The sequence below is a fragment of the Actinotalea endophytica genome, assembly GCF_025717005.1.
Taxonomy (GTDB): Bacteria; Actinomycetota; Actinomycetes; order Actinomycetales; family Cellulomonadaceae; genus Actinotalea.
In genome coordinates this window covers 436,854-463,653 of record NZ_JAOVZU010000003.1, presented here as the reverse complement: position 1 = coordinate 463,653, position 26,800 = coordinate 436,854, and the positions used below count along the sequence as shown (strand labels likewise).

Genomic DNA, 26,800 nt, shown 5'->3' with positions numbered 1-26,800 from the left:
CCTCGTCGGGATGCTCGAGCACGCGCCGCATGAGGCGCGCGGCCTCGTCGAGGTCGGGCTCCGCCCACCGTGTGCCCGGCGGGTACGGGGCCGCGTCCGCGGGGACGCGGCCCGCCGTCCACGGCACGAGGAAGCTGTTCTCGTCCGTCATGAACTGCAGGTTGCCGCTGTACCCGGTCGCGACGACGGGCTTGCCGTAGGCCATCGCCTCGGCCATCGTCAGCCCGAGACCCTCCGAGCGGTGCAGCGAGACGTAGGCGTCGCAGTGGGCGACGAGCGCGTCCCGTGCCTTCGGCGACAACCGATGCTCGAGCATCATGACGTCGGACCGGCGGGCCGCCAGGACGCGCAGACGCTCGGCGTCGGCAGGCCGCCGGTCGGCGTTCACGGACTTCACCACGAGGACTGGACCCTCATCGGGAGCGAACGCCCGGGAGAAGGCCTCGACCAGGCCCCAGGGGTTCTTGCGCTCGGCGGTGGAGAGGTAGTCGAAGCTGAAGAGGAGCACGGGGCGGTCCGGGAGGCCCAGCTCGGCGCGGTCGAGGCTCTGGGCGGGGCCCCGTTGAGGCAACGGCGGCGTGATCGTCCGGACCGGGACCGGTGAGTGCGGCGCGACAGCGCCGCGCACGAAGTCCGTCGCCACCCAGATCTCGTCGAGCCCGGTCGCAGCGTCGCACAGCTCGGCCGGCAGCTCCTCGACCTCCCAGTACCACATGCCGATCCGGTAGGACCGCTCGAGCTCGCGGCGATGGTTCGCCAGGACCTGGGGGGTCAGGTCGGCGTTGGCACAGACCAGGACCGCGTCGTGGACTCTGCCCTCGGCCCGGGTTGTCCCTCCGCGTCCCGGCAGGGGCACGCTCAGCGTCGAGCACGGCACGGCCGCCGCCCGGGTGGCCGCGACCATCTGGCGGGCCGACTCACCGATCCCGAGGTCGTCGGACAGGAACCCGACAACCGTCAGCCCGGGGTCCGGGCGCGTTGCGAGCGTCGACCGGGCCCGGTGGAGCAGGTCCGCAGCGCGCGCGCGAGGCCCCGGCCCCGCCGGTGGCAGGGTCTGCGGCAGGAGGACCGTCGGGTAGCCCTCAGCGGCTGCGTACCGTCGGGCCCACTCCACCAGGGCTCCGTCGTCCGCGCCCGGCTCGAAGGCGTCACGCAGGTCGGGTCGAACCTCCCGGAGCGCGTGCAGCCAGCGATGCCCCGACGTGAGCCACGCGAGGAGCTCCTCGGCGTGTTCCGGGTCGAACGGGTCCGGGGCGCGGTCTCCCGCAGCCGCGATCGCGATGCGTGTGGCGGCGTCGACGGGCAGCCCGAGTGAGCTTGCGGCGAACGGGTCGGGCAGCGTGGCGCCGTCCTGCGCGAGCCGCGCGGCGTGCTGGTCGACCAGGGCGGCGAGGTTCGGCTGCTCGGACAGCCGCGCGGTCCCGGGCTCCGCGAGCCAGGCGTCCCACAGCCACGGTCGCGCTGGGTCGACCCAGGAGAGGTCGAGCACTCGAACCGGTGCGGCGCCGACGACCGGGCCGTCGGGAGCGACGCTCACCTCTCCGATCTCCGACGTGGGTGACAGCACGGAGTCGGTGGGTAGTGGTGACTCGGCCGGCACGCCTTCGCCCGCGCCGACGACGACCAGGAACGGGAGGCTGGTGCCCACGGGAAGGGAGCCTGTGGCGGAGTCCCAGGACGTCGGTGTCGGCGCGAGCAGGAGCACCCCTGGCGCGAGCCCGAGCGCACGCTCGCCGGGGGCGAGATCGCGCGCCGCGGTCCGGGCCGCCTCCGGGAGCACCGATCGGGCGCGGTCGGTCGCCGCGTGCGCCGCCACGCGTCGGTGCAGTGTGGCGTCGCCGAGCCCGGCGTCGCCCGGGTCGAGCACGCGCTCGTCCCGCACCGTGCGGTAGGTCCCGTCGACGTCGAGCACCCAGACCTCCGCGCCGGGGAGCGCACGGCGTGCGTGCTCCACGGACGCCCGTGCGTGCGCGACGGTGGCGTGCGACGAGGTGACGACGACGCGCCTCACGCCGACCCGCCGAGGGCGAGGTCGAGCACGGCGTCCGCCGCGACGCGGAAGCTCGCCCCCACGGCGTGCGCCCGCCCTCGGTCCGCGAGCGACTCCCGCTGCGCCGCGTCCGAGATGAGGTCGTCGATCACCCGAGCGAGCCTCCGGGGCGCGATCCCGGGTTCCACCTGGGTGGTGCAGTCGGCGAGCTCGGCGAGAGCACCGGTCCGGGAGACCACGACCGGCACGCCGGCGCCCAAGCAGTCGGCGACTGCTGCCGACGTCTCACCGTTCGAGTGGCTCCGCAGTTGCACGGCCAGCAGGCTGCGAGCGAGCCACGCGTCGTACTCGGCCGCCGTGACCCGGCCGGTGAGGACCAGGCGATCGCCGAGCCCGGCCGACTCGATCACCTCGGCGACCTCCGCGCCGGTGCGCGGGTCGCCGGAGCGTCCCACCAGCGCGAACCGGAGCTGCGGGTGCTCGTGGGCGAGCGCGGCGAACGCCCGGACCACCGTCACCGACTCCTTCTGCCAGTGCACGATGCCGAACGAGGCGACCGTGTCCCGCTGGGACCCGGGCGTCCGCAGCGTGTGGCCGAACGGCACGACGCTCACCTTCGCTCGCTGCGGAGGGTCGAGGTCGGCCCGGGCGAGCGCCGCGGCGACGCGCGAGTGAACGACGGTCCGGTCCGAGGGCTCGACCACGGGTCCGGCCATCAGGCCGTTGACCGTCCAGTACTCCGCGGCGTCCAGGCCGGAGCCGCGGTGCTCGTCCGGGACCTTGCCGGCGTGCAGCGGGGCGAGTCGTGCCCGCGTGCCGGGGTCGACCAGGTCCGGTCGCTCGCGCAGGGCCACGCCGAGCAGGTCCGAGTAGCGCACGTCGTGCGAGATGACGGTGCCCCCGTGGGCGCGGAGAGCCGCGAGGGTCTCGAGGTGATGCTCGCTGTTGCCCATGGCGATGATCCGCGCGTCATGGTCGCCGTGGGCTCGCTCCACCGATCGAAGGTCCCGATAGGTGTACCAGGCGACGCCGTCGAGCGGTGGGTGCTCGGCGCCGGGCTCGGTGAAGACGTCGACGTCGGCGCGTTCCCGGAGGCGGTCGAGCATCGCCCTCGAGTAGTCGGCGACGCCACTCGGCACCGGCGGCATGGGGCTGATCAGCGCGACCCGTGGCCGACCGGGCACGACGGCCGGCAGGTCCCGGATCGCCGTCACGCACGACTCGGCCACCTGGGCCCAGGGCCGGCCGGTCCCCGTGGTGCGCAGCAGCCGTGCGCGGAGCTCGGGATCGCCGAGGGCGCGCCGGAGCACGTCGACGAGCCCGCTCACCGACGTGGGGTCGAAACGGCCTGCGTCGTCCGTCACGAGCTCCGCCAGCGCAGGCACGTCCGCGACCACCGACGGCGTACCGCACGCCCTTGCCTCGGCGACCGGCAGGCCGAAACCTTCGTGCAGCGACGGGAAGACCACGAGCGCCGCGTTCCGGTAGAGCGTGAGCAGGTCCACCTCGCTCACGTGCCCCATGGGGTGCACGTGGTCGCCGAGCCCGAGCTCCGCGACCCGGGCGTCGATCACCGCGGGGTCGGCACCGTGCAGCAGCACCAGCGGGTGGGCGCGGCGTTCCGCCCGGTCGAGCTCGGCGTAGGCGCGCAGGACCAGGTCGACGTTCTTGCGGGGATCGGCGCCGCCGGGGCACAGGAGGTACCCGGGACGCAGACCCGGCACGGCCGTGACCGCCGAGGGCTCGTCGGGTCCCGGCGTGAAGTGCTCGGACACGCCGGTCCCGACGACCTCGAGGCGGTTCGCGGGCAGACCCAGCAACCGGATCGCGTCGTCGGCCGTCGCACGCGAGATGGTCAGCACGCGGTCGGCGGACCGGACGAGCTCGAGGCGGGCCAGGTACGCCGCGCGCGCGGCCCGAGCAGCGAGGTACCGCTCGGGTGCGGCCAGGGGGATGAGGTCGTACAGCACGGTCACGAGCCGGGTGCGGGGGCCGCGGGCCCACGTCGGCCACAGGTCGTCGAGCTCACCGGTGAGCGGTTCCAGCGGCGACGGCTGGAGCCACACGTCCGGGGGACGCAGGTCGGGGTCGTCGGAACGTCGCAGCAGCGCGGCGCGGACCAGTGCGGGCGTGTGCGCCGGCACCGGGAGTCCGGGGCGCAGCAGCCAGGCGTCGATCGCGCCGGGCTCGTGGTCCTCGACCGCCGCGGCGAGCTCGTGGACCCACCGCCCGATGCCACGCGGTGCGGTGGCAGGGTGCTGGAGGGCGAAGGCGTCGGCGAGGACTCGCATGTCAGCCGGGGAGCCGGGCGGCGACCAGGCCCAGGTCGCCGGGGGCGGCCTCGTCGGGAGTGGCGCGGCGGGCCCAGGCCGCGGACGTCGGTCCGGCGGTGTCGTCCGCGCCGACGGCGAAGGCGTCGTCCACGCTCCACCCGGTCAGCATCTCGGTGAGCCGCCCGAGGTCGACACCGGCCACGAGCGTCGTCGTGAGGGCGAGCCGGGCGCCGGCGGCGGCGCGCCCGGCCAGCGAGTCGAGGAGCGCGGGCGCGGGCAGGCCGGGGCTGCTCGCGTGGTGCACGAGCAGCACGGCGCAGGGTGCACCGTCGTCGTCGAGCCGCCGGACGTCGTGCCCGAGTGCGACGAGCGCTGCGACGGCGTCCTCCGGCAGCCCGACCTGGAGCACGCTGGTGGGGACCTGGCCCACGGCGCCGAGCAGGTGGGCGAGGGCGACGTCACCGGCGAGCACCACAGCGTGCGGGGCGTGCCCGTCCCGCACGACGGCCGCGCGCACATCCCGGTCGAGCCGGTCGATCGACCGCACGAGCAGGGCCGTGACCGCCGCCGTGTCGTCGTTGCCGGGCGCGGGTCGGTGCTGGTCGGTCCGCAGCGCGCGGACCTCGGCGGTGAGCGCCTCGAACCGGACGTTGAAGAACGACCGCACCCCTGCGGTGAGCCTTCTGATCACACGTGACCTCTCGCCGTGGACGACCGTGGTCATCCTAGCCAGCGGGCGGAGCGTTCCTGCGGCGCGGACGAGATGGCCGTGGACGCCCGCCATACTGGTCTGCCATGGACCCCGACGCGCCCGCGGTGCAGGCCGACGCGAGGCAGAGCGGGGCGGAGGGCGCCGAGGCCGTCCGCAGAGCGCGCAACCGCACCCTGCTCCGCTGGCTGGTCGCCGCGGCGGCGGTCGCCGTCGCGCTGCTGGTGCACGTGCACGCGGCGCTCGGGTCGACCACCCCGGTCTGGGGCGAGGACGAGATCGGACCGCTCGCCGACGCTCGGGTGATCGCCGCGGTGGGCGAGCCGTGGACCCTGTCCAAGCTCGCCTACTACCCCGGGTGGTCGGTGCTCCTCGCCCCGTTGTGGTGGATCACCGACGACCCGCAGACCGTGTACCGGCTCGCGGTGGGTCTGTCCGTCCTGGTCGGCGTGGCCTCGATCGCCCCGCTCGCCGCGCTCGCGCGGCGCTTGCGGGTGGACGCCCCGACCGCGGTGGCCCTGGCCGCGGTGATCACGGCGTCGCCGGCGCGGTCGGTGATGTCGAACTACGTGATCATCGAGAACTTCCTCGTGCTGATCGTCGCCCTGACGGCCGTCGCAGCGGTGCGGTACTGGGAGCGGCCGGGCATGGCTCGCGGGCTCGTGCTGGCCTCGGCCGCCGCGTACGCGTTCTTCACCCACGGCAGGGCCATCGCGATCCCGATCGCGACCGCGCTCGCGCTGGCCGTCGCGGCGTGGCGCCGACTCCCTGGCGCCCGGACCGCGCTCGTGGCGACGGTGGCGCTCTCCGTGGGTGCGTTCCTCGTCTACCGCGGGATCGTCCAGCAGCTCTACACCGGGTCACGCGAGGGCGCAGCCATCGAGACGGTCACCTCGGTGACGCCGGTCGGCCTGCTGCGGACGACGGTCGGGCAGCTGTGGTACCAGGTCGCCGCGTGGTTCGGGCTGACCTTCCTCGGCGGATGGGTGGTCGTCGCGGCGGCAGTGCGTGAGGTCCGCCGGCGCCGTGCCGCGGCGGCCGCGTGGGGGGCGCTCGCGCTCGCCGGTCAGCTCGGGGTCGTGGCGCTCTTCCTCGGCCGCGTGCTGACCGACCCGGCGGCGGTCGGGCGCCAGGACTACTGGTTCTACGGCCGGTACCTCGACCCGTTCGTGGTGCCGCTCGCCGTCATCGGCCTGGCTGCGCTGGTGACCCGGGTGCGGCTGCGTGTGGTGGCCGGCGTCCTGGTCGGGGCCGCGGTGGTCAGCGCGGCCTTCGTGGTGGTGAACCTGTCGCACGTGGACACGGGCGCGCCGGTGGCCGCGATCAACATCGGCGGCGTGCTCGTGTGGCAGGTGCTGCTCGGCGTGGTCCCGCGGCTGGCCACGGTGGTCGCCGTGCTGCTGCTGAGTGCAGCCCTGCTGCTGATCGGCCGCACCGGCCGGCTCGGTTCGGTGCTCGCGGTCGGCGGGCTAGGGATCTGGTTCGCGATCTCCTCGGTGGTGGTCGACACCGTCGTGGTGGACCACCTGAGCCGGGTCTGGCTCACCAGCAGCGGCGTGGCCGACCTGGTCGACGAGGTCGCCCCCGACGCGACCGAGATCGGCTACGACATGGCCGGGACCCTGCCGGCTGAGGACAACCGCGTCACCTTCTGGTTGAGCCCGCGGACGGTCGTCCGGTTCGACAGCGCCGAGGAGCCGCCGCCGACCGATGTCGTGGTCGCTCGGTGGGAGTGGCCCGAGGGAGAGCGCCTCGGCGCCGTCCGGATGGGGAGCCTGCTGTTCCCCGACAACGCGGTCTGGGTCCTGCCGGGTCAGCGCCAGGACGACCTGATCGCCGACGGCATGGCGGAGCGTCCGGTCGACGACGTCGTGCTGCGCAGCTACGCCTACGACCTGACCGTGGTCGACGCGCCCGCGCCCGGTTCGACCTGCGGCCGGACGTGGCGGCGCTGCACCGTGCGGGTCGAGCTGACGAACCTCGGCGAGGACACATGGTCGCCGCTCGACTCGCTGGCCGGCTCCGAGGGGACGGTCCGGGTGGTCGCCTGGTGGGTGACCGGGGACCAGGTCCTGCCGCAGTACGTCGAGCTGCCCCGGTCGGTGCACCCTGGGTACACCCTCGACCTGGATGTCGTGCTCGACCCGCCCGACGGGACACCCCGCGGCGCGGCTCGGGTCGAGCTGGGTCTCGAGCAGGTCGGCGTGCCCGGTTTCCCGGGCCCCGGGGTCGATCTGCCCGAGGTCGACGTGGTTCGCTGAGGTAGGCTCCTCGCTCAGCGCAGGCACCGGTCTGCGTGACTGACAGGACGGCAATGAAGGTCTTCATCCAGATCCCCTGCCTGAACGAGGAAGAGACGCTTCCTCTGGTGCTCTCCTCGATCCCCGAACGGATCGACGGCGTCGACGAGCTGGAGATCCTGGTGATCGACGACGGGTCGACCGACGCGACGCTGGAGGTCGCGCGGGCCCACGGCGTCACGCACTTCGTCCACCACACCCGCAACATGGGCCTCGCGCGCTCGTTCCGGGACGGTGTGAGCTACGCGCTCGAGCACGGTGCGGACATCGTGGTGAACACCGACGGCGACAACCAGTACCCCCAGGAGCGGATCCCGGACCTCGTCGCGCCGGTCATCGCGGGCACCGCGGACATCGTCATCGCCGACCGGCAGACGAGCACGATCGTCCACTTCTCGCCGTTCAAGAAGCTCATGCAGCGGGTCGGCAGCGCCGTGGTGAACGCCGCCGCCGACACCGAGCTCCCGGACGCGGCGAGTGGCTTCCGGGCCTACTCGCGCGATGCGCTGCTGCGGCTGAACGTGGTGACCGAGTTCAGCTACTGCATGGAGACGATCATCCAGGCGGGGCACAAGCGGCTGCGGATCGCGTCGGTGCCCGTGGAGACCAACCCGAAGACTCGCGAGTCGCGGCTCTTCCGCAACATCTTCCACCACATGGCGAAGTCCGCCTCGGCGATCATCCGGTCCTACCTGATGTTCAAGCCGACAGTCGTCTTCACGACCATGACCGCCTTCTTCGCTCTTCTCGCGGGCATCCCGTTCGTCAGGTTCCTCGCGGTGTGGATCGGCCAGGGTGAGACCGGCGGCATGGTGCAGTCGCTGATCTTCGGTTCGATCATGTCCGTGGCGGCTCTGCTGTCGCTCGCTCTCGGCGTGCTCTCCGACCTGCAACGGACCAACCGGGTGCTCCTGGAGGAGCAGCTCGAGCGGATCAAGGAGATCCAGTACCGGCGCCCCGGAGACCTCGGCGTCCGGGTGTGGGACGAGCGCGAGATCCCTGACCTGGCCACCGAGCGGCGCGCCCGACAGGCGCAGCGGCGGACGGACGCGGACGGGAGCGGCCGGACGGCCCAGAGCTGATCCGGAGCCGCACACTCAGAGGTGGTGGGAGGAGTCTGAGGTAGCATCCTCGCTCGACCTGGCCGGACCTGGGACCGTGCACGGCTGCGGCCCGCCGGGACGCCGAGCGCGCACGGGTCACGACACCCCGAAGGAGCAGCAGCGCCGCCGATGACATCGCACCTGACCAGACCGGACGACCCGACCGTCGCCGACGCCGAGCCGCGCGCTGCCCGCCGACGGCCGTCCCGGCCGGGTGCGGCGGTGATCGCCCTCGGTGCGGGCTACGTCGTGTTCCTCGCGCTCATGGCGCTGGCGGTCTGGAACGGTCGATTCCTGATCAGCAACATCGACGGTGTCTACTACATGTCGATCGCGACCCAGTACGCCGACGGCTCGTGGGGGACCGCGGTGAACGCGTTCTGGTCGCCGTTCGTGAGCTGGGCGATGGCCCCGCTGATCGCCGTGGGCATCCCGGCGACGGCGTCGTTCCTCCTGGTGAACGCCGCATCCGGCGCGGTCGGCGTCGCAGTCGGCATGGTGGTCGTCTGGCGGCACTCCCGGGGCAACCCGTGGACGACGGCGCTCGTGCTCGTCGGGCTCGGCACGTTCAACGTCGCCTCGCTCTATCTCACGACGCCGGATCTCCTCGTCGCCAACTGGTCCGTCGTGTTCGTCGCCACGCTCGCCTGGGTGACCGACGCCGCGCCCTGGAGCCGGCGCCGCGTGCTCTGGACGCGTGGCGTCGCGCTCGGGCTCGCGGCCGCTCTGGGCTACGTCATCAAGCTCTACGCCGTGCCGGTCGTCGTCGCGGTGCTCGGCCTGTGGGCGCTCTGGATGCTCGTCGCAGAGCGCCGCAGCAGCGTCGGTGACGAGAACGCCGTCGGCGTCACGCGGATCGCGGCCGTGCTCGGTGTGGCGCTGCTGACCTTCGTCGTGGTCACGGCGCCCTGGGTGACGGCGCTCTCGGTGAAGTACGGTCACGTCACGATCGGGTCGTCATTCACCGTCAACTTCGAGTCGAAGCTCGAGCCCGGGGGCTCGACCGCCGGCACGAGCGACGAGCCTCTGACGCTCTACGCACCGCCGAACGACCGGGCAGTGTCGTTCGGGGAGGACCGCACGTTCGACGCGACCGGATCGCTCGTGCACTCGTCGACGCCGCTGCCTGAACGTCTGCGGTACTACGTGAGCCAGCGGATCGACGCCTTCCCCTACTACCTCGACAAGGTCGCGAGCATCGCCCCCTTCGCGTTCGTCGGGGTCGCGCTGTACCTCCTCCTCGCGCTCTTCGGTCTGGTCCGCGCGCGTCGGCACCCGTTCGCCACGGTGGCGGCCCTGTTCTGGTCGATGTACTTCCTGGGCTACGCGGGCATCACGACCGCGGCGAACCTCGGCGGCAGCGCACGCTACTACTGGCCGCTGCTCCCGACCTGGGTGCTGTTCGTGGCGGTGCTCGCCCCGACCCTCGTCCACACCCTCGGACGCGGCCAGCGCTGGCGTCGCGCGCTCGCGGTGCTCCTCGTGGCGGTCGTCCCCGCCACCGTCCTGTGGCAGTTCGGTCTCGGGCGATCCGCGCCGTTCAGCACGGCGCGCGGCCCGGACGGAGCGGTTGCGATCCTGTCCCGGGAGCCAGCCCGGTCGGCTGTGCAGATCCTCTCCGAGGACGAGCTCGCCGAGGTCGTCGAGCCGGGTGATCGGATGGTCGGGAGCAACTTCCGCACCTCGGTGCTCGTGGGCTTCTACCTCCAGGCCCAGGTCTACGGTCGGGCGGGGCAGGACTACGACCCTGCCGATCCCGAGTTCCGGCAGCTCCTGGTCGACAACGACATCGACTACTACCTCGAGTACACCCCGATCGGAGACACGACGGAGGTGCGTCCGGGGCTCGACGAGATCGGGCCGACCGTGGGTACGTACGAGGCCGTGATCCCGTGTGCCGACTACGCGGGCGCCCCACCGCAGGCGTGCTCCCTCACCTTGATCGAGGTCGACCGATGAGGGCGGCGGACCGCTCCCGGTGCCCGGGTGTCGAGAGCCCGTGTGGGAGACTGCCTCGGTGACCGCCGTGACAAGCCCCGCCACGACTGACACCAAACGGCGCCTGGAGCTGCCGCACCTCGACGGTCTGCGCGGCCTCGCCGCTCTCACCGTCGTGCTGTACCACGCCTTCCTCTTCACCGGGAACAAGGGCGACGGCTACGCCGACCTGCCCGTGATCGGCCGTGTGCTCGGGTGGGGCTATCTCGGTGTGCCGCTGTTCATCGTGCTGTCCGGGTACGTCCTGATGCTTCCGGTGGTCCGTCAGGAGGGGTATCGCCTGTCGCGGGGCTTCCGCGGCTACATCGGCCGGCGCGCCAAGCGGATCCTGCCGCCGTACTACGCGGCACTCGGCCTGAGCCTTGCACTGATCGCGGCTGTCCCGGTCATGCAGCAGCCGTCGGGGACACAGTGGGACTCCAAGGTCCCGGTGACCGACGGTGCCGTCGTCTCGCACCTCTTCCTGCTGCACGACCTGCGGAACGACTGGATCGGCAAGATCAATGGTCCGCTCTGGTCGATCGCCGTCGAGTGGCAGATCTACTTCCTGATGCCGCTGGTGCTGCTCCCGCTCTGGCGCCGTATCCATCCCGCGCTCGTCGCGGCGCTCGCCGTGCTCGCAACGACGCTCCCGAGCGCACTCGGCAACCACCGCTACGACTACGCCCACCCGTGGCTCATCGGGCTGTTCGCGCTCGGCATGCTGGCCGCCCAAGCCAGCGTCGACCGTCGGTGGTCCCTGCGTTGGCTTCCAGCGGTGCTGTGGGTGAGCGGCATCGTGCTCGCGGTCGTCTTCCTCGTCTGGTGGGACTGGTGGCACCGGCGCGCCTGGGCGTCGGAGACGGCGTTCGGACTCCTCGCCGCGGGAGTCCTCGTGCTGCTCGGGCGACGCGCCGTCGCGGGGGAGCAGACCCGAACCCTACGGTTCCTCAACTGGCGCCCCGTCGCCCTGCTCGGCCTGATCTCCTACAGCGTCTACCTGCTCCACAGCCCGCTGCTCGGTGGCCTGAACCTCGTCACGCTGGGCTGGGGCCTGCCGACCTGGGCCCAGTACACGTTCCTCACCGTCGTCGGGGTGCCCGCCGCGCTCGCCCTGTGCGCCGGGTTCTACTGGCTCGTCGAGCGGCGCTTCAAGAACAGCCACCAGCAGATCGCGACCGCGCACCCCTCGGCTCCGGCGGCCGCGGACGAGAGCAGTCCGGCCGCGGCCGAGGATCAGCCTTCGGCGGCCGACCGGTAGACGGCGAGGTGGGCCTCGGCGGAGGCCCGCCACGTGAAGCCCGCCGCCCGCTGCCGTGCCGCTGCGCCGAGCCGCTGGGCGGAGCTGAGCGCGCGGGCGATCCCGGCCGCGATGTCCATCGGGTCGCTCGGGTCGACCAGGACGCCGGCCTCGCCTGCGATCTCGGCCATCGCGGTGGCGCGCGACGTGACGACGGGCGTGCCGACGGTCATCGCCTCGAGCACCGGGAGTCCGAAGCCTTCCCGGTGGGACGGGAAGACGAAGGCCGATGCGGCCGCGTACGCGAGCGGCAGCTCGTCGAGCGGGAGGTAGCCGAGCTCGTGCACACGTGACGTCCAGGGACCGGTGGGGATCGAGGCGGTCCGGCCCCAACCGGGCGGACCGACGAGCACGAGGTGCAGGTCCGGGTCCTCGGCCGAGAGGGCGGAGAAGGCCTGGAGGAGGCCGGAGAGGTTCTTGCGGGGCTCGTGGGTACCGACCCAGAGCACGAAGCGTTCCGGGAGCCCGCGGGCCCGGACGAACGCCGCCGCTTCCTCGTCGCTCACCGCCCACCGTGGCGCGCCGTGCGGCACCACCGACAGCCGCGACGTCTCGACGCCCGCAGCGACGCAGTCGTCCGCGGTCGCCTGGGACGGCACCACGACCGCCGTGGCCTCGTCGATGGTCCGGGCGAGGGCGCGCTCGAAGTACTGCACGCCGTGCGGCGTGAAGTGGGCCGGCTCGTGCACGAACGCGAGGTCGTGGACCGTGACGACCAGGGGCCGACGCGTGCGGGGGACCGCCCAGGTCGTGGCGTGGACCACGTCGCTGCCCGGCGTCGTCCACTCGGCGAGAGGGCCGGGGACGCGGTTCCAGAGCTCGTAGAGCACACGCCGCGGCAGCGGCACCTGGCGCACCGGGACGGGCGGCTGCAGGCCCGCGGGCGCGGGACGGCGGTGTGCTGCCGCGAGGCCGACGGCCTTCACCGCGGTGGCGTCGAGAGCACGCAGGAGCTCCAGCAGGTAGGTGGCCGAGCCGCCCGGGACCGGCTGCCAGCACTGCTCGACGGTCATCGTCAGATCCAGTGTCATGGTGTCTGTCCGTCCCCGACGAGGCGGGCGGCGACGGTACGGCGCGAGACCGTCGCGGTCCGGTCGGTCGCGCGCCGGCGGCCCAGGGCCCACGGGGCCCGGCGGACGACCTGGAGGAGCACGCGAAGGCGCCTCCCGCGGTCCGGGCCGGAGACGGCCCTTCCCACGGAGCGGACCACCGCTCGCAGCACCACCGACGATGGCGCGTGGATGAGGGCGACCAGAAGCCGGTTGCGCTCGTTCTGGTCCTGGAACAGCCGGGACGACGTGCCGGACGAGGCGGCGTGGTCGTGATAGGTCGTCGCGCCGTGGACGTGCTCGATGCCCCAGCCTCGGCGCCGAAGCCGCCAGGAGAGCTCGGTGTCCTCGTAGTAGAGGAAGAGGGTCGTCTCGAAGCCACCGACGTCGTCCAGCGCCACACGGCTCAGCGCCGCGCACCCACCGTTGAAGCCGAAGACCTCGCGCGGCGAGGGATCGGACGTCGCCGGGCGCAGCCAGTCGCGGTCCCTGCCGTTGCCGGACCGGGTGACCTCGTTGCCGGTCGAGTTGAGCAGCTCCTCGCCGTCCGGCGAACGTTCCCAGCGCCGACCGTCCAGTCCGACGAGTGCGTGCGAGTTGTCCGGTGCGGCCGGGCGGAACCGACCGGACAGCACGACCCGCCCGGTAGTCGCGCCCACCCGGGCTCCCGGTCGCCGAAGGGGCTCGACGAGCGCAGCGAGCCACCCCGGTGCGGGCACGGCGTCGTTGTTGAGCAGCGCGATGACATCGCCCGAGCTGGCAGCGATGCCCGCCTCGGCACCCCCGGCGAACCCGAGGTTGCGGTCGAGCCGGACCAGCCGGATGCCGGGAGTCCGTCCGAGGGCCTCGGCAGTGCCGTCCGAGGAGGCGTTGTCGACGACGACGACCTCGACGCTCGCGCCTGGCACCGACTGCCCGTCGAGCGCGGCGAGGCAACGCTGCGTGAGGGCGAGCGCCTGCCAGGTCACCACGACGACGGAGACGTCAGCCACGCGTGCGGCACCCATCCCTTCTGCTCGTGTTGAGCGACCTTATCGCCAGCGTCGCGGGAGGTTGTCCCGGCGCGCTCCGTCGGGGACGATCGGCCGCGAGGGTGAACGTCGTAGCCGGGCCGGTCCCGGGCCCTCAAGTCCGCGTCGGAGCGGTCGATGTCCGAGAGGTCGCTCGGCGGCCGGGTGACTGGCGCGCCGCTGACAGGGGAGACATGACCACACGGCTGACGAAGCGGGTCTCGGCGGTTGCCGCCGGCGTGCTCGCGCTGGCTCTCACATCGTCCGGCGTGGCGTCCGCGTCCGGGCCGCTCGAGATCTCGGTCGAGGGCACGCTCCTGCAGATCGCCGTCGACTCCACGGACACGGGCACCGGCGACGGCCTCGACGTGGTCACGATGGTTCGGGTCGGGAGCACCGTCGTCGAGGTGCCCGAGGAGATCGTCGTTCCCGGGCGCACCGGTGACGCCGCGGTCGTGACCGTGGTCGCCCCGGCGGGCTACAGCGCTGCCGAGGCCCTCACGGAGGCGGCCAGCCCGAGCATCGACGACCGTGCCGAGGTGGTCGCGGTCGACCCCGCGCCGACCGCCGCGGCGATGCTCGCCGCCAGCCCCGCGACCGCACTGGGCGTTCACACCCTGACCATCCTTCCGGTGTACACGTCGGACGCGGCACCGTCGTCGCCGAGCGCCGCGGCGCTGCAGTCCCTCGGCGAAGCGACCTCCGACTACTGGTCCGCCCAGTCCGCCGGGCAGATCCAGATCAGCGCCACCACGCGACCGTGGGTGAAGGTCGCGGACCCGGGCTCGTGCAACGAGGCGACCCTGCTCAGCGAGGCGCTCGCGGCCAACGCGATGGCCGCCCCGGACTCACGGAACCACGTCCTGGTCTACTTCCCGGAGCGGGCCGACTGCGGCGGCTGGGCCGGCTACGCCTCGATCGGCGGTGGGGTGATCTGGGTCAACGGCGCCCCGCTGCTGGACGTGTTCGCCCACGAGTTCGGGCACAACCTCGGGCTCGGCCACGCGAACCGGGCGCAGTGCGCGTCGGGTGGGACCCGCGTCCCGCTGAGCCTCCCGATCTCGTCGTGCACCCGAATCGCCTACGGCGACTACACCGACGTGATGGGCATCGCCATGGCCGGTGTGCCGACCGGCAACCTCAACACCGCCCTCGCGGACTCGCTGGGGCTCGTGACGGCGGTCCGAGTCGGCGTCGGCCAGAGCGCCAGCGTGGATCTCGCGCGCCTCGGCGAGGTGACGTCGGTGCGCGCCGTGACGCTCGGGACGAGCGGCGGGACGGTGTACATCGACTACCGCCCGGCCGTCTCTCCGGACACCCGGGTGCCCAGCTGGGCCGGTGTGCAGGTGCTGTTCCGCACGATCGACCCGATCTACGGCTTCCCGACGAGCTACCTCCTCGACATGACGCCCGCGAGCTCCTCCGCCTTCCGCGCCCCCGCGCTCGCGGCCGGCGCGACCTTCACCGAGCCGCTGACCGGAACGAGCGTGACGGTCGAGCGGGTGGGCACCACGGCCAGCCTGCGGGTCGTGTCGCTGTCCGAGCAGGTGCGCAGCTACATCTCCCGGGTGTACCGGGACCTGTTCCACCGCAGCGTCGACTCGGCGGGTCTCCAGACCTGGACCACGGCCCTCCTCTCCGGGGTGCCCCGCGTCGAGGTCGCCAACTCGATCACGGGCTCCGACGAGTACCGCACAAGGCTCATCCAGGGCGCCTACCGCACGTACCTCGGGCGGTCGGCCGACAGCTCGGGCCTGGCATTCTGGCTGCGCGAGCTCCGCGACGGGCGGCGGATCACCGATCTCGAGGCCGGGTTCATCGCGTCCGACGAGTACTACGCGCGCGCGGGGGGCACCGACGCAGGATGGGTCCGTCGGCTCTACCGGGACGTCCTCGGGCGTTCCCCGGCCTCCAGCGAGGTGGCGGGCTGGCTCCCGACGATCCGTTCGTCGGGCCGGTACGCGGTCGCGCGCGGGTTCCTGCTCTCGTCCGAGCACCTGACCGACGTCGTCGACGCGTACTACCGCGACCTGCTGGGGCGCCGCATCGACTCGCAGGGTCGTGCGACGTGGGTCAACGCCATCCAGCGAGGTGCGAGGCTCGAGGAGATCATCGGCTCGATCGTCGCGAGCGACGAGTACTACCGCCTCGGCTGAGGGGGCCGGTCCCCGGGCGCGGCCCGCCGCCCCGTAGGATCGGCGCCCGTGAGGGTGCTGCTCGACGCCACAGCGATTCCCGCCGACCGGGGCGGGGTCGGTCGCTACGTCGATGCCCTGCTGCCCGAGCTCGCAGCGCTCGGCCTGGAGCTCGTCGTCGTGAGTCGTGACCGGGACGCCACGGGGTTCGCGGAGCTGGTGCCGGACGCCGAGCTCGTCGTCGCACCCGGGGCGATCGCCTCCCGGCCCGCGCGCCTGGCCTGGGAGCAGGTAGGCCTTCCGAGGATCGTCAGATCCGTGCGGGCGGACGTCCTGCACAGCCCGCACTACACCGCCCCGATCGCGACCTCGGCGCGATCCGTGGTCACACTGCACGACGCGACCTTCTTCTCGCACCCCGACCTGCACTCCCGGATCAAGGCCACCTTCTTCCGGACGGTGACACGGCTCGCCGTACGTCGCGCCGACGCTCTCGTGGTGCCGTCCGCCGCAACCCGGGACGCGGTGCGCAGCTATGTCGGCGGGGCCCCAGCGCGCTTCCACGTCGCCTACCACGGCGTGGATCCGGCGGTCTTCCACCCCGTCGAGGCAGCGGACGTCGCCGCTGTGCGGGCGAAGCTGGGGGTCGGTGACCACTACGTCGGGTTCCTCGGCACCCTCGAGCCACGGAAGAACGTCCCGGCCCTGATCAGGGGGTGGGTCCGTGCGGTCGAGGACATGCCCGAGCCCCCCGCACTGGTTCTCGCCGGCGGTCCGGGCTGGGACGAGCGTGTCGCGCCCGCGATCGCGGAGGTGCCGTCCCACCTGACGGTCGTGCGGCCCGGCTACCTGCCTCTGGACGAGCTCGCGGCCTTCCTCGCGGGCGCCGACGTGCTCGCGTACCCGAGCCTCGGTGAAGGCTTCGGGCTGCCCGTGCTCGAGGCGATGGCCTGCGGTGCCGCAGTCCTCACCACCCGCGAGCTCTCGCTGCCGGAGGTCGGCGGCGACGCGGTGGCCTACTGCGGGACCGACGAGCCGTCGATCGCCGCCGCGCTCGGGGACCTGCTCTCCGACCACGGGCTCCGGGGCCGGCTCTCGGACGCCGCGGTGCGCCGCGCCGGCAAGTTCACCTGGCGGGCCTCGGCCGAGGAGCACCTGGCCGCGTACCGTGCCGCGCTGGGCACCTGATCTCGACGCCTGACCGGTCGCCTCCGCCGCGGTGCCTCAGGCGGCGGCCCGACGACGGCTGACGCTCCGCGTGGCCCGGGCGAGGCCGAAGAAGATCAGGTCGATCAGCACGGCGTGGAGTCGTGTGGTCACCGCGACCAGCACCGCGACCTCGGTCGGCATGATCAGCGAGAGGAGTGCGACCTGGATGCCCTCGCGCACGCCGATGCCCCCGGGGACGAACACGGCGAGCATGCTGACGGCTCCCGCGAGCGTGCTGACGCCGACCACGAACGGCAGCTGTGCCCACTCGAGCGAGCTGTCCACGGTGCGCGCGATGAAGTACAGCGACAACCCGCCGACCACCGCTCCGATCGCGTAGAGCCCGAACCCCTTGAGCAGCGTGGGCCAGGTCACCAGGTGCTCGTCGGCGAGCGCTCCGCGCCGAAGGAGGCGGAACGCCGTGCTGAGGAGGCGGTTGAAGATCGCGGGGACCAGGGCCGCCACACACGCGACGATCGCCACCACGAAGGTGGCCCGCAACGAGGCCGGGAGCACGTCGAGTCGCGGGTCGAAGGCCAGCAGGGTGAGCGCGAAGAGCAGCTGCACGATGATCTGCAGGGCCGCCTCGAGCAAAGAGCTCACGGCCAGCTTGCTGCGGGGCACACCGTGCTGGGACGCGAAGTAGATCTTCCCGAGGATCCAGGGCGCGGTGCCGGGGATGTAGCGTCCGAGCCACGACTTCGCATAGACGTCGACGAGCTCGGGGTTGAGCCGCACGTCGTGCGCGCCGAGCGAGCGGAGCAGGGTGGTCCAGATGAAGGCGCCCCAGTAGCGGAAGCTGAGGGCCAGCACCGACGCGACCACGAGTGCCCACCAGACCGGCTGGAGGCCGCGGAGCGTGCTGTAGTCCACCGACCGCAGGTAGAGGAACAGGAAGATCATCAGCGCCGCGTAGAACGACCACTCCAGAGCGCGACGCCACCCGAAGCGGCGAACCGGCGGCGTCGCGACGGCCTCCGGTGGTGTCGGAGTGCTCACGGCTGCGACCCGCCGGAGACGCCCGCGCGGTCCATCATCGCGTCGAAGGCGTCCCGCACCTCGGCCCGAAGCGTCTCGGTCGCGGCCGCGAGCTCGCCCCGCACCTGGTCCGACTCCGCGAGCAGGCGCCCGAACAGGGTCACCGTGTCGGCGACGAAGCCGGGCGCGAGGACGTCCTCGATCGGGCGGGCCCAGCGCTGCTGGCCGATCTGGTCGAAGAACACCCGCCCCTTGTCGACGTAGTACAGGGTCATGGAGGGGACCCCGGCGCTCACCGCGACGATCGTCGAGTGGAGTCGGAATCCCAGCATCGCCCTCGACTGTCCGAGCACCGCCCTGAACTCGGCCGGCGAGAGCACGTCCTTGTCCAGGACGCGCACGCGGCTGGGGTCGCTGCACCGCTCGCGCAGCCGATAGCAGAGCTCCGTGTCGTTCTCGGACAGGTGCATCGGCGCGAAGAGCACGTTGGTCCGGTGCACGGAGGTGAGCTCGGAGACGAGCTCCGCGAGTCGCTCCAGGTAGAGCTCGTGCCGTGGGTCGGTCTCCGGGGCCGAGCGTCGCCACGGCAGCCGACGCGCGTACTTGTACGGCAGGAAGCCGCCGGTCCGGTAGTGGAACCAGTCGCGCGGGCCGAGGCAGACGAAGTCGGCGAGGAAGGCGTCGTCGATCCCGAGCTCGTCGTCGAGTCGCGCCCGGAGCTCCGGGTCGGGCGCGCCGGGCTCGGGGAGGACGGCCGGGTCGGAGGCTGCGACGACGGTCTTCGGGTCGGCACCCCAGGCGACCGCCTTGGCGCGGGACTCGGCGTCGCGGACCGCGAACCCCTGGCAGCGGTTCACCAGGTAGGCGATGATCCGCCGGCTCAGACGGGACGAGGTCGGCCCGATGCCCTGGAACGCTCCGAACAGCCGAGGGTTGGCCCACGAGACCGCCGTCATCTTGAGGGCCCAGTACCAGAGTGCGGCTCTGTTCGTGTAGTCCTTGAGCAGCTCACCGCCACCCCACAGGATGATGTCGGCCGCCCGTGCGGCACGCAGCAGGCGCACCAGGTCGACGGGGCTGAGCGACTGGAAGTCCATGGCCAGCACGTCCGCGCCGTACCAGGCGGAGTCACGTTCGGCGTGCTGCGACAAGATCGTCACACGCGCCTGCGGGAACCGTTCGCGGACGAGCTGGATGTTGCCCTCGGCAATGGCCCGGTCGCCGCGGTTGACCGCGAGGTCCGAGTTGACGAGCAGGACCGATCGCACGGTCACGAGTCCTCCATGATCAGGTTGAGGTATCGGCGGGCGATCACCGGCCATGACAGCTCGGCGACCCGTGCAGCGGCGCGCTGAGCCATCTCGGCGGTCTCGGCCGGCGTCATCCGACTGGCTGCGACGATCGCGGCTGCGAGCCCGGCCGGGTCCTGCTGGTCCACCAGCAGGCCGTCCCCGCCGTCGGTGATGAGGTCGTCGGCGCCGCTCTCCCGGGTCGCGACGCAGATCCGCCCGGCCGCGAGGCCCTCCATGAGTGAGACCGGCAGACCCTCCGCGTCACCGTCGGCGGCGATGATGGACGGGACGACGAAGATGCCGGCGCTCCTGATCAGCTCGTCCTTGGCCGCACCGGTGACGTAGCCGGGGAACTCTGCCGCGACGCCCAGCTCGGCCGCCATCGACTCGAGGCGCTCCCGCCACGGACCGTCGCCGCCGATCACGACCCGCCATCCCGCGAGGTCGTCGGCTGCGGCGGCGAGCGCCCGGAGGAGAACCTGGACGCCCTTCTTCTCGGCTAGCCGGCCCACGAAGACGATCGTGCGCTCGCGGACGGCCGGGGCCTGGCCCGGCGGAGGCAGGTGCACGCCCATCGGGACGATCTGGGCGCGGGGGGCGAGGCGGGCCCACCTACCGTCCGGGAAGAACGCCTCGAGGCGGGCCAGCGATCGCCTGCTCACCGCGGTGAGTGCTGCGGCCCGCGAGGCATGGGCCCGGACGATCGGTCCGCCCACGATCGGCACCTTGTGCCAGACCGCGACGTCGGAGGCGTGCGTGGTGAACACGAAGCGGGCTCCGACCAGGCGTGCGACCCACGCTGCGACCAGGCCCTGGGGCGTGAACCAGTGCGCGTAGATGGTCACCGGCCGGAGCCGTCGCGCGAGGCGGAGCAGCGCGACCAGCTCCGCGCCGACCAGGAACGGCAGCACGGCGTAGAGCAGCGGGCGCTGCTGGAGCGCGGGCATGATGCCGCGGCCGGCGAGCTCTTCGCCGCGGCGCGGCCAGAAGTAGTGGAACCGATGCTCCACGAACTCCTCGTGCCGGGTCAGGCCTCGGGTTCCCGAGCGGTGGTCGTGCGGGGCGAGCACGTGCCACTCGATCTCGGGCGCGAGCTCATGCATGGCGACCACCTGGTCGCGCACGAACGCAGGTACGGGATCGTCGGGGCTCGCCGGGAACGTCGATGCGACGACGATGACCCGGGCGTGCCGTCCAGTCGTGCCCACCGCGGTCAGCCCAACCCGGAGATGAACGCGCGGGCTGCCTCCCAGGTCGGCAGCAGCCCCTGATCCCGTGCCTCGAGGAGGCTCGGCGCGGCTTCGTCCTTGTCGGACAGCTGCGGGGTCAGCGGCGAGCCGTCCCGTGCCGTCGTCGGCCACACGATGCCGACGGTCGGGTCGAGCGGGTGCACGCCGTGCTCGCGACCGGGCGTGTAGGGCGTCGAGCAGAGGTAGAGCACCGTCGAGTCGTCCTCGAGGGACATGAAGGCGTGCCCGAGACCCTCGGACAGGTAGACCGCACGCCGGTCGACGTCGTCCAGGAGGACCGTGTCCCACCGTCCGAACGTCGGCGACCCGACCCGGATGTCCACGATCACGTCGAGGACGGCGCCGCGAGCGCAGGTGACGTACTTGGCCTGGGACGGCGGCACGTCGGCGTAGTGGATGCCGCGCAGCACACCGGCGGCGGACACCGAGCAGTTGGCCTGGGCGAGGTCGAACCGGTGGCCGACGGCGTCGGCGAACGGTGCACCCTGGAACCACTCCAGGAACACCCCGCGCGGGTCGCCGTGCTGGCGCGGCGTGATCTCCCAGGCGCCCGGGACGCTGAGCTCGCGGTAGGTCATCGGATCCCTCTCCTCGGCAGGGCCCCAGGGTAGCCAGCCCACTAGGCTCGCCGAGACGCCGCCCCCGATCAGGAAGGACCTGGGATGCGCTGGCTCGTGGTGGGTGCGAACGGGATGCTCGGCCAGGACCTCGTCGACGTGGCGCGCGCGGCCGGCCACGACGTCGTCGGCGTGGACCGGCCGGAGATCGACATCACGGATCCCGACCAGTGCCTCGCGCACGTCTCGGGGCACGACGTCGTGGTGAACTGCGCCGCCTGGACCGCGGTGGACGCCGCCGAGGACCACGAGCCCGAGGCCTTCGCGGTCAACGCGGTCGGCGTGGCCAACCTGGCCCGTGCCGCGCGCGTGCACGGCGCCCGGATCGTGCAGATCTCGACCGACTACGTGTTCGGCGGGTCGGCGGACGAGCCGTACCCGGTGGACGCGCCCGCGGCCCCGGCATCCGCCTACGGACGTACCAAGCTCGCGGGGGAGTGGGCACTCGCCGCGAACGCCCCCGACCACCTGCTGGTGCGGACCGCCTGGCTCTACGGGGCCCGCGGGGCCTGCTTCCCGAAGACCATCGCCCGCGTGGCACGCGAGCGGGGCGGCCTCGACGTGGTCGACGACCAGATCGGCCAGCCGACCTGGACGATGGACCTCGCCGACCTCATCGCCCGGCTGGTGGCGGCCGGCGCCCCGGCCGGCACCTATCACGGGACGTCGGGCGGCCGGACGTCGTGGTACGAGTTCGCCCGCGCGATCGTGGCCGCCGCAGGGATGGACCCCGGCATCGTGCGTGCGACGACGTCCGAGGCCTTCGAGCGTCCCGCTCCTCGACCTGCCTGGTCGGTCCTCGCGCACGACCGGCTCACGGCCGTCGGGGTGGCCCCGATCGGGGACTGGGCCGAGCGCTGGAGCGCCGCGGCGGCCTCGGTGCTCGGCGAGGGCTGAGGGCACGGGCCGAGCCCGGGCCGGGCGTCACGGCGTGGCGAGGAGGCTGCACGGCACCGTGATCGTCCAGCCCGGCGGGGCGAGCAGGAGGACCTGCTCCCGGGTCGCCTGCTCGTCGCACCGCACGGCCGCGTCGGCCACCTGGGGTGCCCAGAGCGGGCCCGGCGCGCGGGTCGTCGCGACCGGGCGCCAGGAGAGCACCACGGCGACCACGAGCGGCACCGCGACGGCCGCGGCGACGACGCGCGCGGCACGGCCGCGCGGCAGACGGCTCCCTGCGGCGAGCACGAGCGGCGCGGCCAGGAGCAGGGACGCCATCACCGTGTAGCGCAGCAGCACCACCTCGGTCCCGTCGGGCTCGACGAGCACCGCCGGCACGCCGTTGATCGCGATCGCGACGATCCACACGAGCAGCGAGCCGGCCGGCAGGGCGACGGCGAGGACGCGCCGGAGCCGCCCGCCCGCCCGCCAGAGCAGGACGGAGGCGATCACGAAGGGCACGACCAGAACCGCCGCCGTGGCACCCAGCGTGGTGAGCGTGGCCGACGCCGCGTCACCGGTGCCCGACGACGTGCCGACGAACCACGGCATCACCACGTCGCCGACGTACCCCTCGACCACGTTGCGCAGGCCGGGGAACGACCCGCTGGGGTGGCGCGGCGTCAGGGCCAAGGTCACGGCCTGGGCCGCGACGCCGGCGAGCAGCGCGAGCCTGATCGCGAGGTTCTTCGGTTCGCGCCAGCGCCACAGCGCGAGCGGCGCCAGCAGCACGACCTGGACGTCGGTGAGCGCGATCACGAGGGTGAGGGCGGCAAGGCCGACGGCGCCCGCCCACGTCCGTGGCCGGTAGAGCAGGAGCCAGAGGAGGGCCCAGAGCCCGAACCAGTGCCCGTTGGCGACGTTGCCCAGCACCTCGACCGGCAGCGTCGGTACCAGGACCGCCAGCAGCGCCAGCGCGTACCTCGCCGCGACCGAGCTCGTCACGTCCGCGGTCAGCACCAGCACGAGCCCCGCGCCGACCCCGACGATCAGGCACGAGGCGGCGCTCATCGCCACCGCCCAGGTCGCCGCCGGCAGCAGGCTCACCAGGTCCGCGACGACGCGGGGCACGAGGTGCAGGTAGCCGTCGTAGCCCTGCAGCCAGGTGGTGCCGGGCGCGGCGTGCACCGCGTCCTGCAGGAAGATGCGGCCGTCCTCGGCCCAGAGCGTGCCGCTCGTGGTGGGCGTCAGCCGGGTCCAGGCCAGGGCCGTGACGACGAGGGCCAGTCCCACCGCGTGCCATCCGGTGGGCGTCCAGGGCTGCCGGCGCCGGGCAGGTGGATCGTCCGGACCCTCGTCGACCACCTCAGGCCGCGCCGGAGTCGAGCAGCCCGAGCAGGTAGGAGCCGTAGCCGGACTTCACCAGCGCCTCGCCGCGTTCGCGCAGCTGGTCGTCGCTGAGGAAGCCGCGTCGCCACGCGACCTCCTCGGGGGAGCCGATCTTCATGCCCTGCCGGTGCTCGATCGTCCGCACGTAGTCGGAGGCCTCGAGCAGCGAGTCGAACGTGCCGGTGTCCAGCCAGGCCGTGCCGCGCGGCAGGACCTCGACCTGCAGGCGCCCCTGGGCCAGGTAGGCGCGGTTGACGTCGGTGATCTCGTACTCCCCGCGTGCCGAGGGCTCGAGGTCGCGGGCGATCGCGACCACGTCGTTGTCGTAGAAGTACAGGCCGGGGACGGCGTAGCTGCTCTTCGGCCGGGCGGGCTTCTCCTCGAGCGACAGGGCCCGTCCGTCCGCGTCGAACTCGACGACGCCGTAGGCCGTGGGGTCGGCCACCCGGTACGCGAACACCGCGCCGCCGTCGATGTCCTCGAACCTCGAGAGCTTCGAGCCGAGGCCGGGTCCGTAGAAGATGTTGTCGCCGAGCACCAGCGCGGCTGAGTCGTTCCCGACGAAGTCCGCGCCGAGCACGAACGCCTGCGCGAGCCCGTTGGGCACCTCCTGGACCGTGTAGCTGATCGAGATGCCGAACTGCGAGCCGTCGCCGAGCAGCCGCTGGAACTGGGGCGCGTCGTGCGGGGTCGTGATGACGAGCACGTCGCGGATCCCGGCGAGGATCAGGGTGGACAGCGGGTAGTAGATCATCGGTTTGTCGTAGACCGGCACCAGCTGCTTGGAGACGCCGAGCGTGATCGGGTGCAGACGTGTGCCGGAGCCGCCGGCCAGGATGATCCCTCGCATGACGGCAGTCTGTCGTATCCCTGCGCCCGACGGCATCGTGATCGGTCTGGCTAGGATCTGACGACTGCCGCAACCGTGAGGACCACGTGCACCGACTCGTCAACCCGACCCAGCCGTACGCCTGGGGATCCACCACTGCCATCCCCGCGCTGCTCGGGAGCGCACCCACCGGTGACCCGGTCGCCGAGCTGTGGCTCGGTGGCCACCCCGGTGCGCCGTCGCAGGTCCAGACCGACGACGGCCCGGTACGGCTCGACGCCTTGCTCGCGGCCGATCCGGACGCGATGCTCGGCGCCGACGTGGTGGCCCGGTTCGGGACGTCGCTGCCCTACCTGCTCAAGGTGATCGCTGCCGAGAAGCCGCTCAGCCTGCAGGTGCACCCGAACCTCGAGCGGGCCCGGGTGGGCTTCGCCGAGGAGGAGGCGCGCGGCATCCCGCGGGACGCCGCCGAGCGCAGCTACCGGGACCAGAACCACAAGCCCGAGCTCGTGTACGCGCTCACCACGTTCGAGGCCATGTGCGGCTTCCGGGCGCCGCGCCGCGCCGCGGAGCTCCTCGCCGGCCTCGACACGTCCCTGGTCCGCCGGCTCGCGCAGATCCTGCACGCCGACCCCACCGCGACCGGGATCCGCCGCGCCTTCCGGAACCTGCTGGAACCGGCGACCAGGCCCAGCGTCGAGGAGGTGGGGGAGGTCGCGGACGCATGCCGGGCTCGGCTCGAGACGGGGTCACCGTCCCCGCGGGCCGACCGGACGGTCGTCATGCTCGCGGACGCCTACCCCGGCGACCCCGGGGTCGTGACCTCGCTGCTGCTGAACCCGGTGACCCTCCAGCCCGGTGAGGCGATGTTCGTGCCCGCCGGCGGCGTGCACGCGTACCTGCACGGCGTCGGCGTGGAGATCATGGCGAGCTCGGACAACGTGCTCCGTGCGGGTCTGACCCCGAAGCACATCGACATCCCGGAGCTGCTCGCGAACGTCGACTACCGGGCGGCGCCACCGATCCGGATCGCCCCCGAGACCTTCTACGGCGAGACGCGCGTCTACTACGCGCCGGTCGACGACTTCGAGCTGTCGGTCACCACGCTGACCGACGACAGGTCGCACCCGCTGCCGGGCCGCGGGCCGCGCATCCTGCTGTGCCTGGACGGGACGGTCTCGGTGACCTCCGAGCGGGACGGCGCGGTGGCGCTGCGCCGCGGCGAGAGCGTCGTGGTGCCGGCGGGCGACGGGCCGCTCACGGTGAGCGGCGTGGGCACCGTGATCCAGGCCGACGTGCCCTGAGCCCGGGCGTCGCGCTCACCTCGGGCGTGCCCTGAGCCAGGAGCGTCCGCCGCGCTCGGCCTGCCGCGCTCGGTCAGCCGCGCCGGGCGGCGCGAACCTCGGCGGCGAGCCTGATCCGCAGCCCGATCCGCAGAGCGGTGCGCACCGGCCACTGGTACCACTCGCCGTACCGCCCGGACAGGTACCGGGCGGCCGAGTCGTGGTGCGCGCGGATCATCGGCTCGGGTCGGTGCCGCCAGGACGTGCCCTGCTCGTGCGTCACGACGGCGCCGGGCACGTGCACGCTCGCCCACCCGGCGCGGGCGAGCCGGTCACCGAGGTCGACGTCCTCGAAGAACATGAAGTACGCCTCGTCGAAGCCGCCGACGGCCTCGAACGCCGCACGCCGCAGCAGCAGGCACGACCCGGAGAGCCAGCCCGCACGGTGCTCGTCGTCGCGATCGGCGAGGTCCGCCTGGTAGGCCCGGGTCCACGGGTTGCCGGGCCACACCCGGACGAGCAGCGCGTGGCCGATCCCGGTGGTCAGCGACGGCAGCGCGCGCGCCGACGGGTACACGGTCCCGTCCGAGCTGAGCACCCGGGGGCCGAACGCCCCGGCCTCCGGGTGGCGTGCGGTCGCCGCGAGGAGCGTGTCGAGCGAGCCGGGGTGCCAGCGCAGATCGGGGTTGGCCACGACGAGCCAGGGCGCGGTGGCACCGGCCGCCCCGAGGTTCGCGGCCGAGCCGTAGCCCAGGTTCGCGCCGCTGAGCAGGACCCGGGCGCCGTGACGCTCGCCGACCTCGTTCACCACGGTCGGGTCGTCCCCGTTCTCCACCAGCACCAGCTCGACCGGCCGGGTGGTCGCCTCCTGCAGGCTCTCCGCGAACTCGGCCAGCTCGGCACCGGGGTGGTAGGTGACGCAGACCACGCGGATCTCGGGCCGGCGGCTCGGTGCGGCGGTCATGCCGGAGCGCCCGGGTCGCCGGGGAGCAGGTCGAGGTCGATCCGCTCGCTCTCGAGCAGGCGGGCCCGGTGCGCGGGGTCCGCGAGGACGGTCGCGGCCCACTGCGGGCCGCCGAGCACCACCGACCCGTCGCCGGCCAGCGCCGACACCGTGAGGGCCAGCAGGTCGCTCAGCTCGTCGCCCGCGGCCAGCACGCGCGCGCCGGGGGGCAGGGGGGGGGGGGGCCCCGCCCCCGAGCCCCCGTCGCCGGGGCGCCCCGCCCCCTAC

General features: G+C 73.1%; 21 protein-coding genes. 8 read left to right on the top strand and 13 right to left on the bottom strand.

Annotation, left to right across the window (positions count from 1 at the left end):
- From OEB99_RS07690 to OEB99_RS07680, 3 genes are all read right to left on the bottom strand, one after another.
- Positions 1-2,011, bottom strand: a 2,011-nt coding sequence (locus OEB99_RS07690) for a glycosyltransferase (RefSeq protein WP_263509427.1), incomplete at its 3' end; no start/stop codon positions are given.
- The gene (locus OEB99_RS07685; protein WP_263509426.1) at positions 2,008-4,281 is read right to left on the bottom strand and encodes a glycosyltransferase; all 2,274 of its coding nucleotides are present in this window, start codon (positions 4,279-4,281) and stop codon (positions 2,008-2,010) included. The genes OEB99_RS07690 and OEB99_RS07685, both read right to left, overlap by 4 nt.
- 1 nt (position 4,282) lies before the next feature.
- Entirely contained in the window at positions 4,283-4,987 is a 705-nt protein-coding gene (locus tag OEB99_RS07680; protein WP_263509425.1) for a hypothetical protein, read from the bottom strand.
- A 71-nt stretch (positions 4,988-5,058) separates the two neighbouring features.
- Between OEB99_RS07680 and OEB99_RS07675 the strand changes: the two genes are divergently transcribed.
- From OEB99_RS07675 to OEB99_RS07660, 4 genes are all read left to right on the top strand, one after another.
- The gene (locus OEB99_RS07675; RefSeq protein WP_263509424.1) at positions 5,059-7,233 is read left to right on the top strand and encodes a hypothetical protein; all 2,175 of its coding nucleotides are present in this window, start codon (positions 5,059-5,061) and stop codon (positions 7,231-7,233) included.
- 53 nt (positions 7,234-7,286) lie between these two features.
- Positions 7,287-8,354 (top strand): glycosyltransferase family 2 protein, encoded by a 1,068-nt coding sequence (locus OEB99_RS07670; RefSeq protein ID WP_263509422.1) that lies wholly within the window; start codon positions 7,287-7,289, stop codon positions 8,352-8,354.
- A 150-nt stretch (positions 8,355-8,504) separates the two neighbouring features.
- The gene (locus OEB99_RS07665; RefSeq protein ID WP_263509421.1) at positions 8,505-10,334 is read left to right on the top strand and encodes a hypothetical protein; all 1,830 of its coding nucleotides are present in this window, start codon (positions 8,505-8,507) and stop codon (positions 10,332-10,334) included.
- Between the two features lie 58 nt (positions 10,335-10,392).
- The gene (locus OEB99_RS07660) at positions 10,393-11,613 is read left to right on the top strand and encodes an acyltransferase family protein (RefSeq protein ID WP_263509420.1); all 1,221 of its coding nucleotides are present in this window, start codon (positions 10,393-10,395) and stop codon (positions 11,611-11,613) included.
- On the opposite strand, the gene OEB99_RS07655 is transcribed toward OEB99_RS07660, so the two are convergent.
- Positions 11,589-12,683: a glycosyltransferase family 4 protein gene (locus OEB99_RS07655; RefSeq protein ID WP_263509419.1), complete on the bottom strand. Its 1,095-nt coding sequence runs from the start codon at positions 12,681-12,683 to the stop codon at positions 11,589-11,591. The genes OEB99_RS07660 and OEB99_RS07655 overlap by 25 nt on opposite strands.
- A complete protein-coding gene (locus tag OEB99_RS07650) occupies positions 12,680-13,693 on the bottom strand; it encodes a glycosyltransferase family 2 protein (protein WP_263509418.1) in 1,014 nt (337 codons plus the stop codon). Before OEB99_RS07650 ends, OEB99_RS07655 begins: the two co-directional genes overlap by 4 nt.
- Positions 13,694-13,905: 212 nt before the next feature.
- On the opposite strand from OEB99_RS07650, the gene OEB99_RS07645 reads away from it, so the two are divergent.
- Both OEB99_RS07645 and OEB99_RS07640 read left to right on the top strand, forming a co-directional pair.
- The gene (locus OEB99_RS07645) at positions 13,906-15,867 is read left to right on the top strand and encodes a DUF4214 domain-containing protein (RefSeq protein ID WP_263509416.1); all 1,962 of its coding nucleotides are present in this window, start codon (positions 13,906-13,908) and stop codon (positions 15,865-15,867) included.
- A gap of 48 nt (positions 15,868-15,915) precedes the next feature.
- Complete coding sequence (locus OEB99_RS07640; RefSeq protein ID WP_263509414.1) at positions 15,916-17,034, top strand: glycosyltransferase family 4 protein; 1,119 nt, start codon at positions 15,916-15,918, stop codon at positions 17,032-17,034.
- Between the two features lie 36 nt (positions 17,035-17,070).
- Here the strand turns inward: OEB99_RS07640 and OEB99_RS07635 are convergent, their stop codons facing one another.
- The 4 genes from OEB99_RS07635 to OEB99_RS07620 are packed head-to-tail and all read right to left on the bottom strand — an operon-like array spanning position 17,071 to position 21,153.
- Entirely contained in the window at positions 17,071-18,054 is a 984-nt protein-coding gene (locus OEB99_RS07635; protein WP_263509413.1) for a flippase-like domain-containing protein, read from the bottom strand.
- Positions 18,051-19,307 (bottom strand): polysaccharide pyruvyl transferase family protein, encoded by a 1,257-nt coding sequence (locus OEB99_RS07630; RefSeq protein WP_263509412.1) that lies wholly within the window; start codon positions 19,305-19,307, stop codon positions 18,051-18,053. Before OEB99_RS07630 ends, OEB99_RS07635 begins: the two co-directional genes overlap by 4 nt.
- Entirely contained in the window at positions 19,304-20,533 is a 1,230-nt protein-coding gene (locus OEB99_RS07625) for a glycosyltransferase (protein ID WP_263509411.1), read from the bottom strand. The genes OEB99_RS07630 and OEB99_RS07625 overlap by 4 nt, the downstream gene beginning before the upstream one ends.
- A 5-nt stretch (positions 20,534-20,538) precedes the next feature.
- Positions 20,539-21,153 carry a dTDP-4-dehydrorhamnose 3,5-epimerase family protein gene (locus OEB99_RS07620; RefSeq protein ID WP_263509410.1) on the bottom strand — a complete coding sequence of 205 codons (615 nt, stop codon included), beginning with the start codon at positions 21,151-21,153 and terminating at the stop codon, positions 20,539-20,541.
- Between the two features lie 84 nt (positions 21,154-21,237).
- On the opposite strand from OEB99_RS07620, the gene rfbD reads away from it, so the two are divergent.
- The gene (gene rfbD / locus OEB99_RS07615; RefSeq protein ID WP_263509409.1) at positions 21,238-22,089 is read left to right on the top strand and encodes a dTDP-4-dehydrorhamnose reductase; all 852 of its coding nucleotides are present in this window, start codon (positions 21,238-21,240) and stop codon (positions 22,087-22,089) included.
- Between the two features lie 27 nt (positions 22,090-22,116).
- Here the strand turns inward: rfbD and OEB99_RS07610 are convergent, their stop codons facing one another.
- Together OEB99_RS07610 and rfbA are read right to left on the bottom strand one after the other, a co-directional pair.
- On the bottom strand, positions 22,117-23,361 hold the full coding sequence (locus OEB99_RS07610; protein WP_263509408.1) for a hypothetical protein: 1,245 nt from the start codon (positions 23,359-23,361) through the stop codon (positions 22,117-22,119).
- A gap of 73 nt (positions 23,362-23,434) precedes the next feature.
- Complete coding sequence (gene rfbA / locus OEB99_RS07605; protein ID WP_263509407.1) at positions 23,435-24,307, bottom strand: glucose-1-phosphate thymidylyltransferase RfbA; 873 nt, start codon at positions 24,305-24,307, stop codon at positions 23,435-23,437.
- 86 nt (positions 24,308-24,393) lie between these two features.
- Between rfbA and manA the strand changes: the two genes are divergently transcribed.
- Positions 24,394-25,590 (top strand): mannose-6-phosphate isomerase, class I, encoded by a 1,197-nt coding sequence (manA, locus tag OEB99_RS07600; RefSeq protein ID WP_263509406.1) that lies wholly within the window; start codon positions 24,394-24,396, stop codon positions 25,588-25,590.
- A 73-nt stretch (positions 25,591-25,663) separates the two neighbouring features.
- Here manA and OEB99_RS07595 read toward each other — a convergent pair whose 3' ends face one another.
- Positions 25,664-26,533, bottom strand: coding sequence for a glycosyltransferase family 2 protein (locus OEB99_RS07595; protein WP_263509405.1), 870 nt, complete (start codon positions 26,531-26,533; stop codon positions 25,664-25,666).
- Positions 26,530-26,727: a hypothetical protein gene (locus tag OEB99_RS07590; protein WP_263509404.1), complete on the bottom strand. Its 198-nt coding sequence runs from the start codon at positions 26,725-26,727 to the stop codon at positions 26,530-26,532. The genes OEB99_RS07595 and OEB99_RS07590 overlap by 4 nt, the downstream gene beginning before the upstream one ends.
- Positions 26,728-26,800 lie beyond the last annotated feature (73 nt).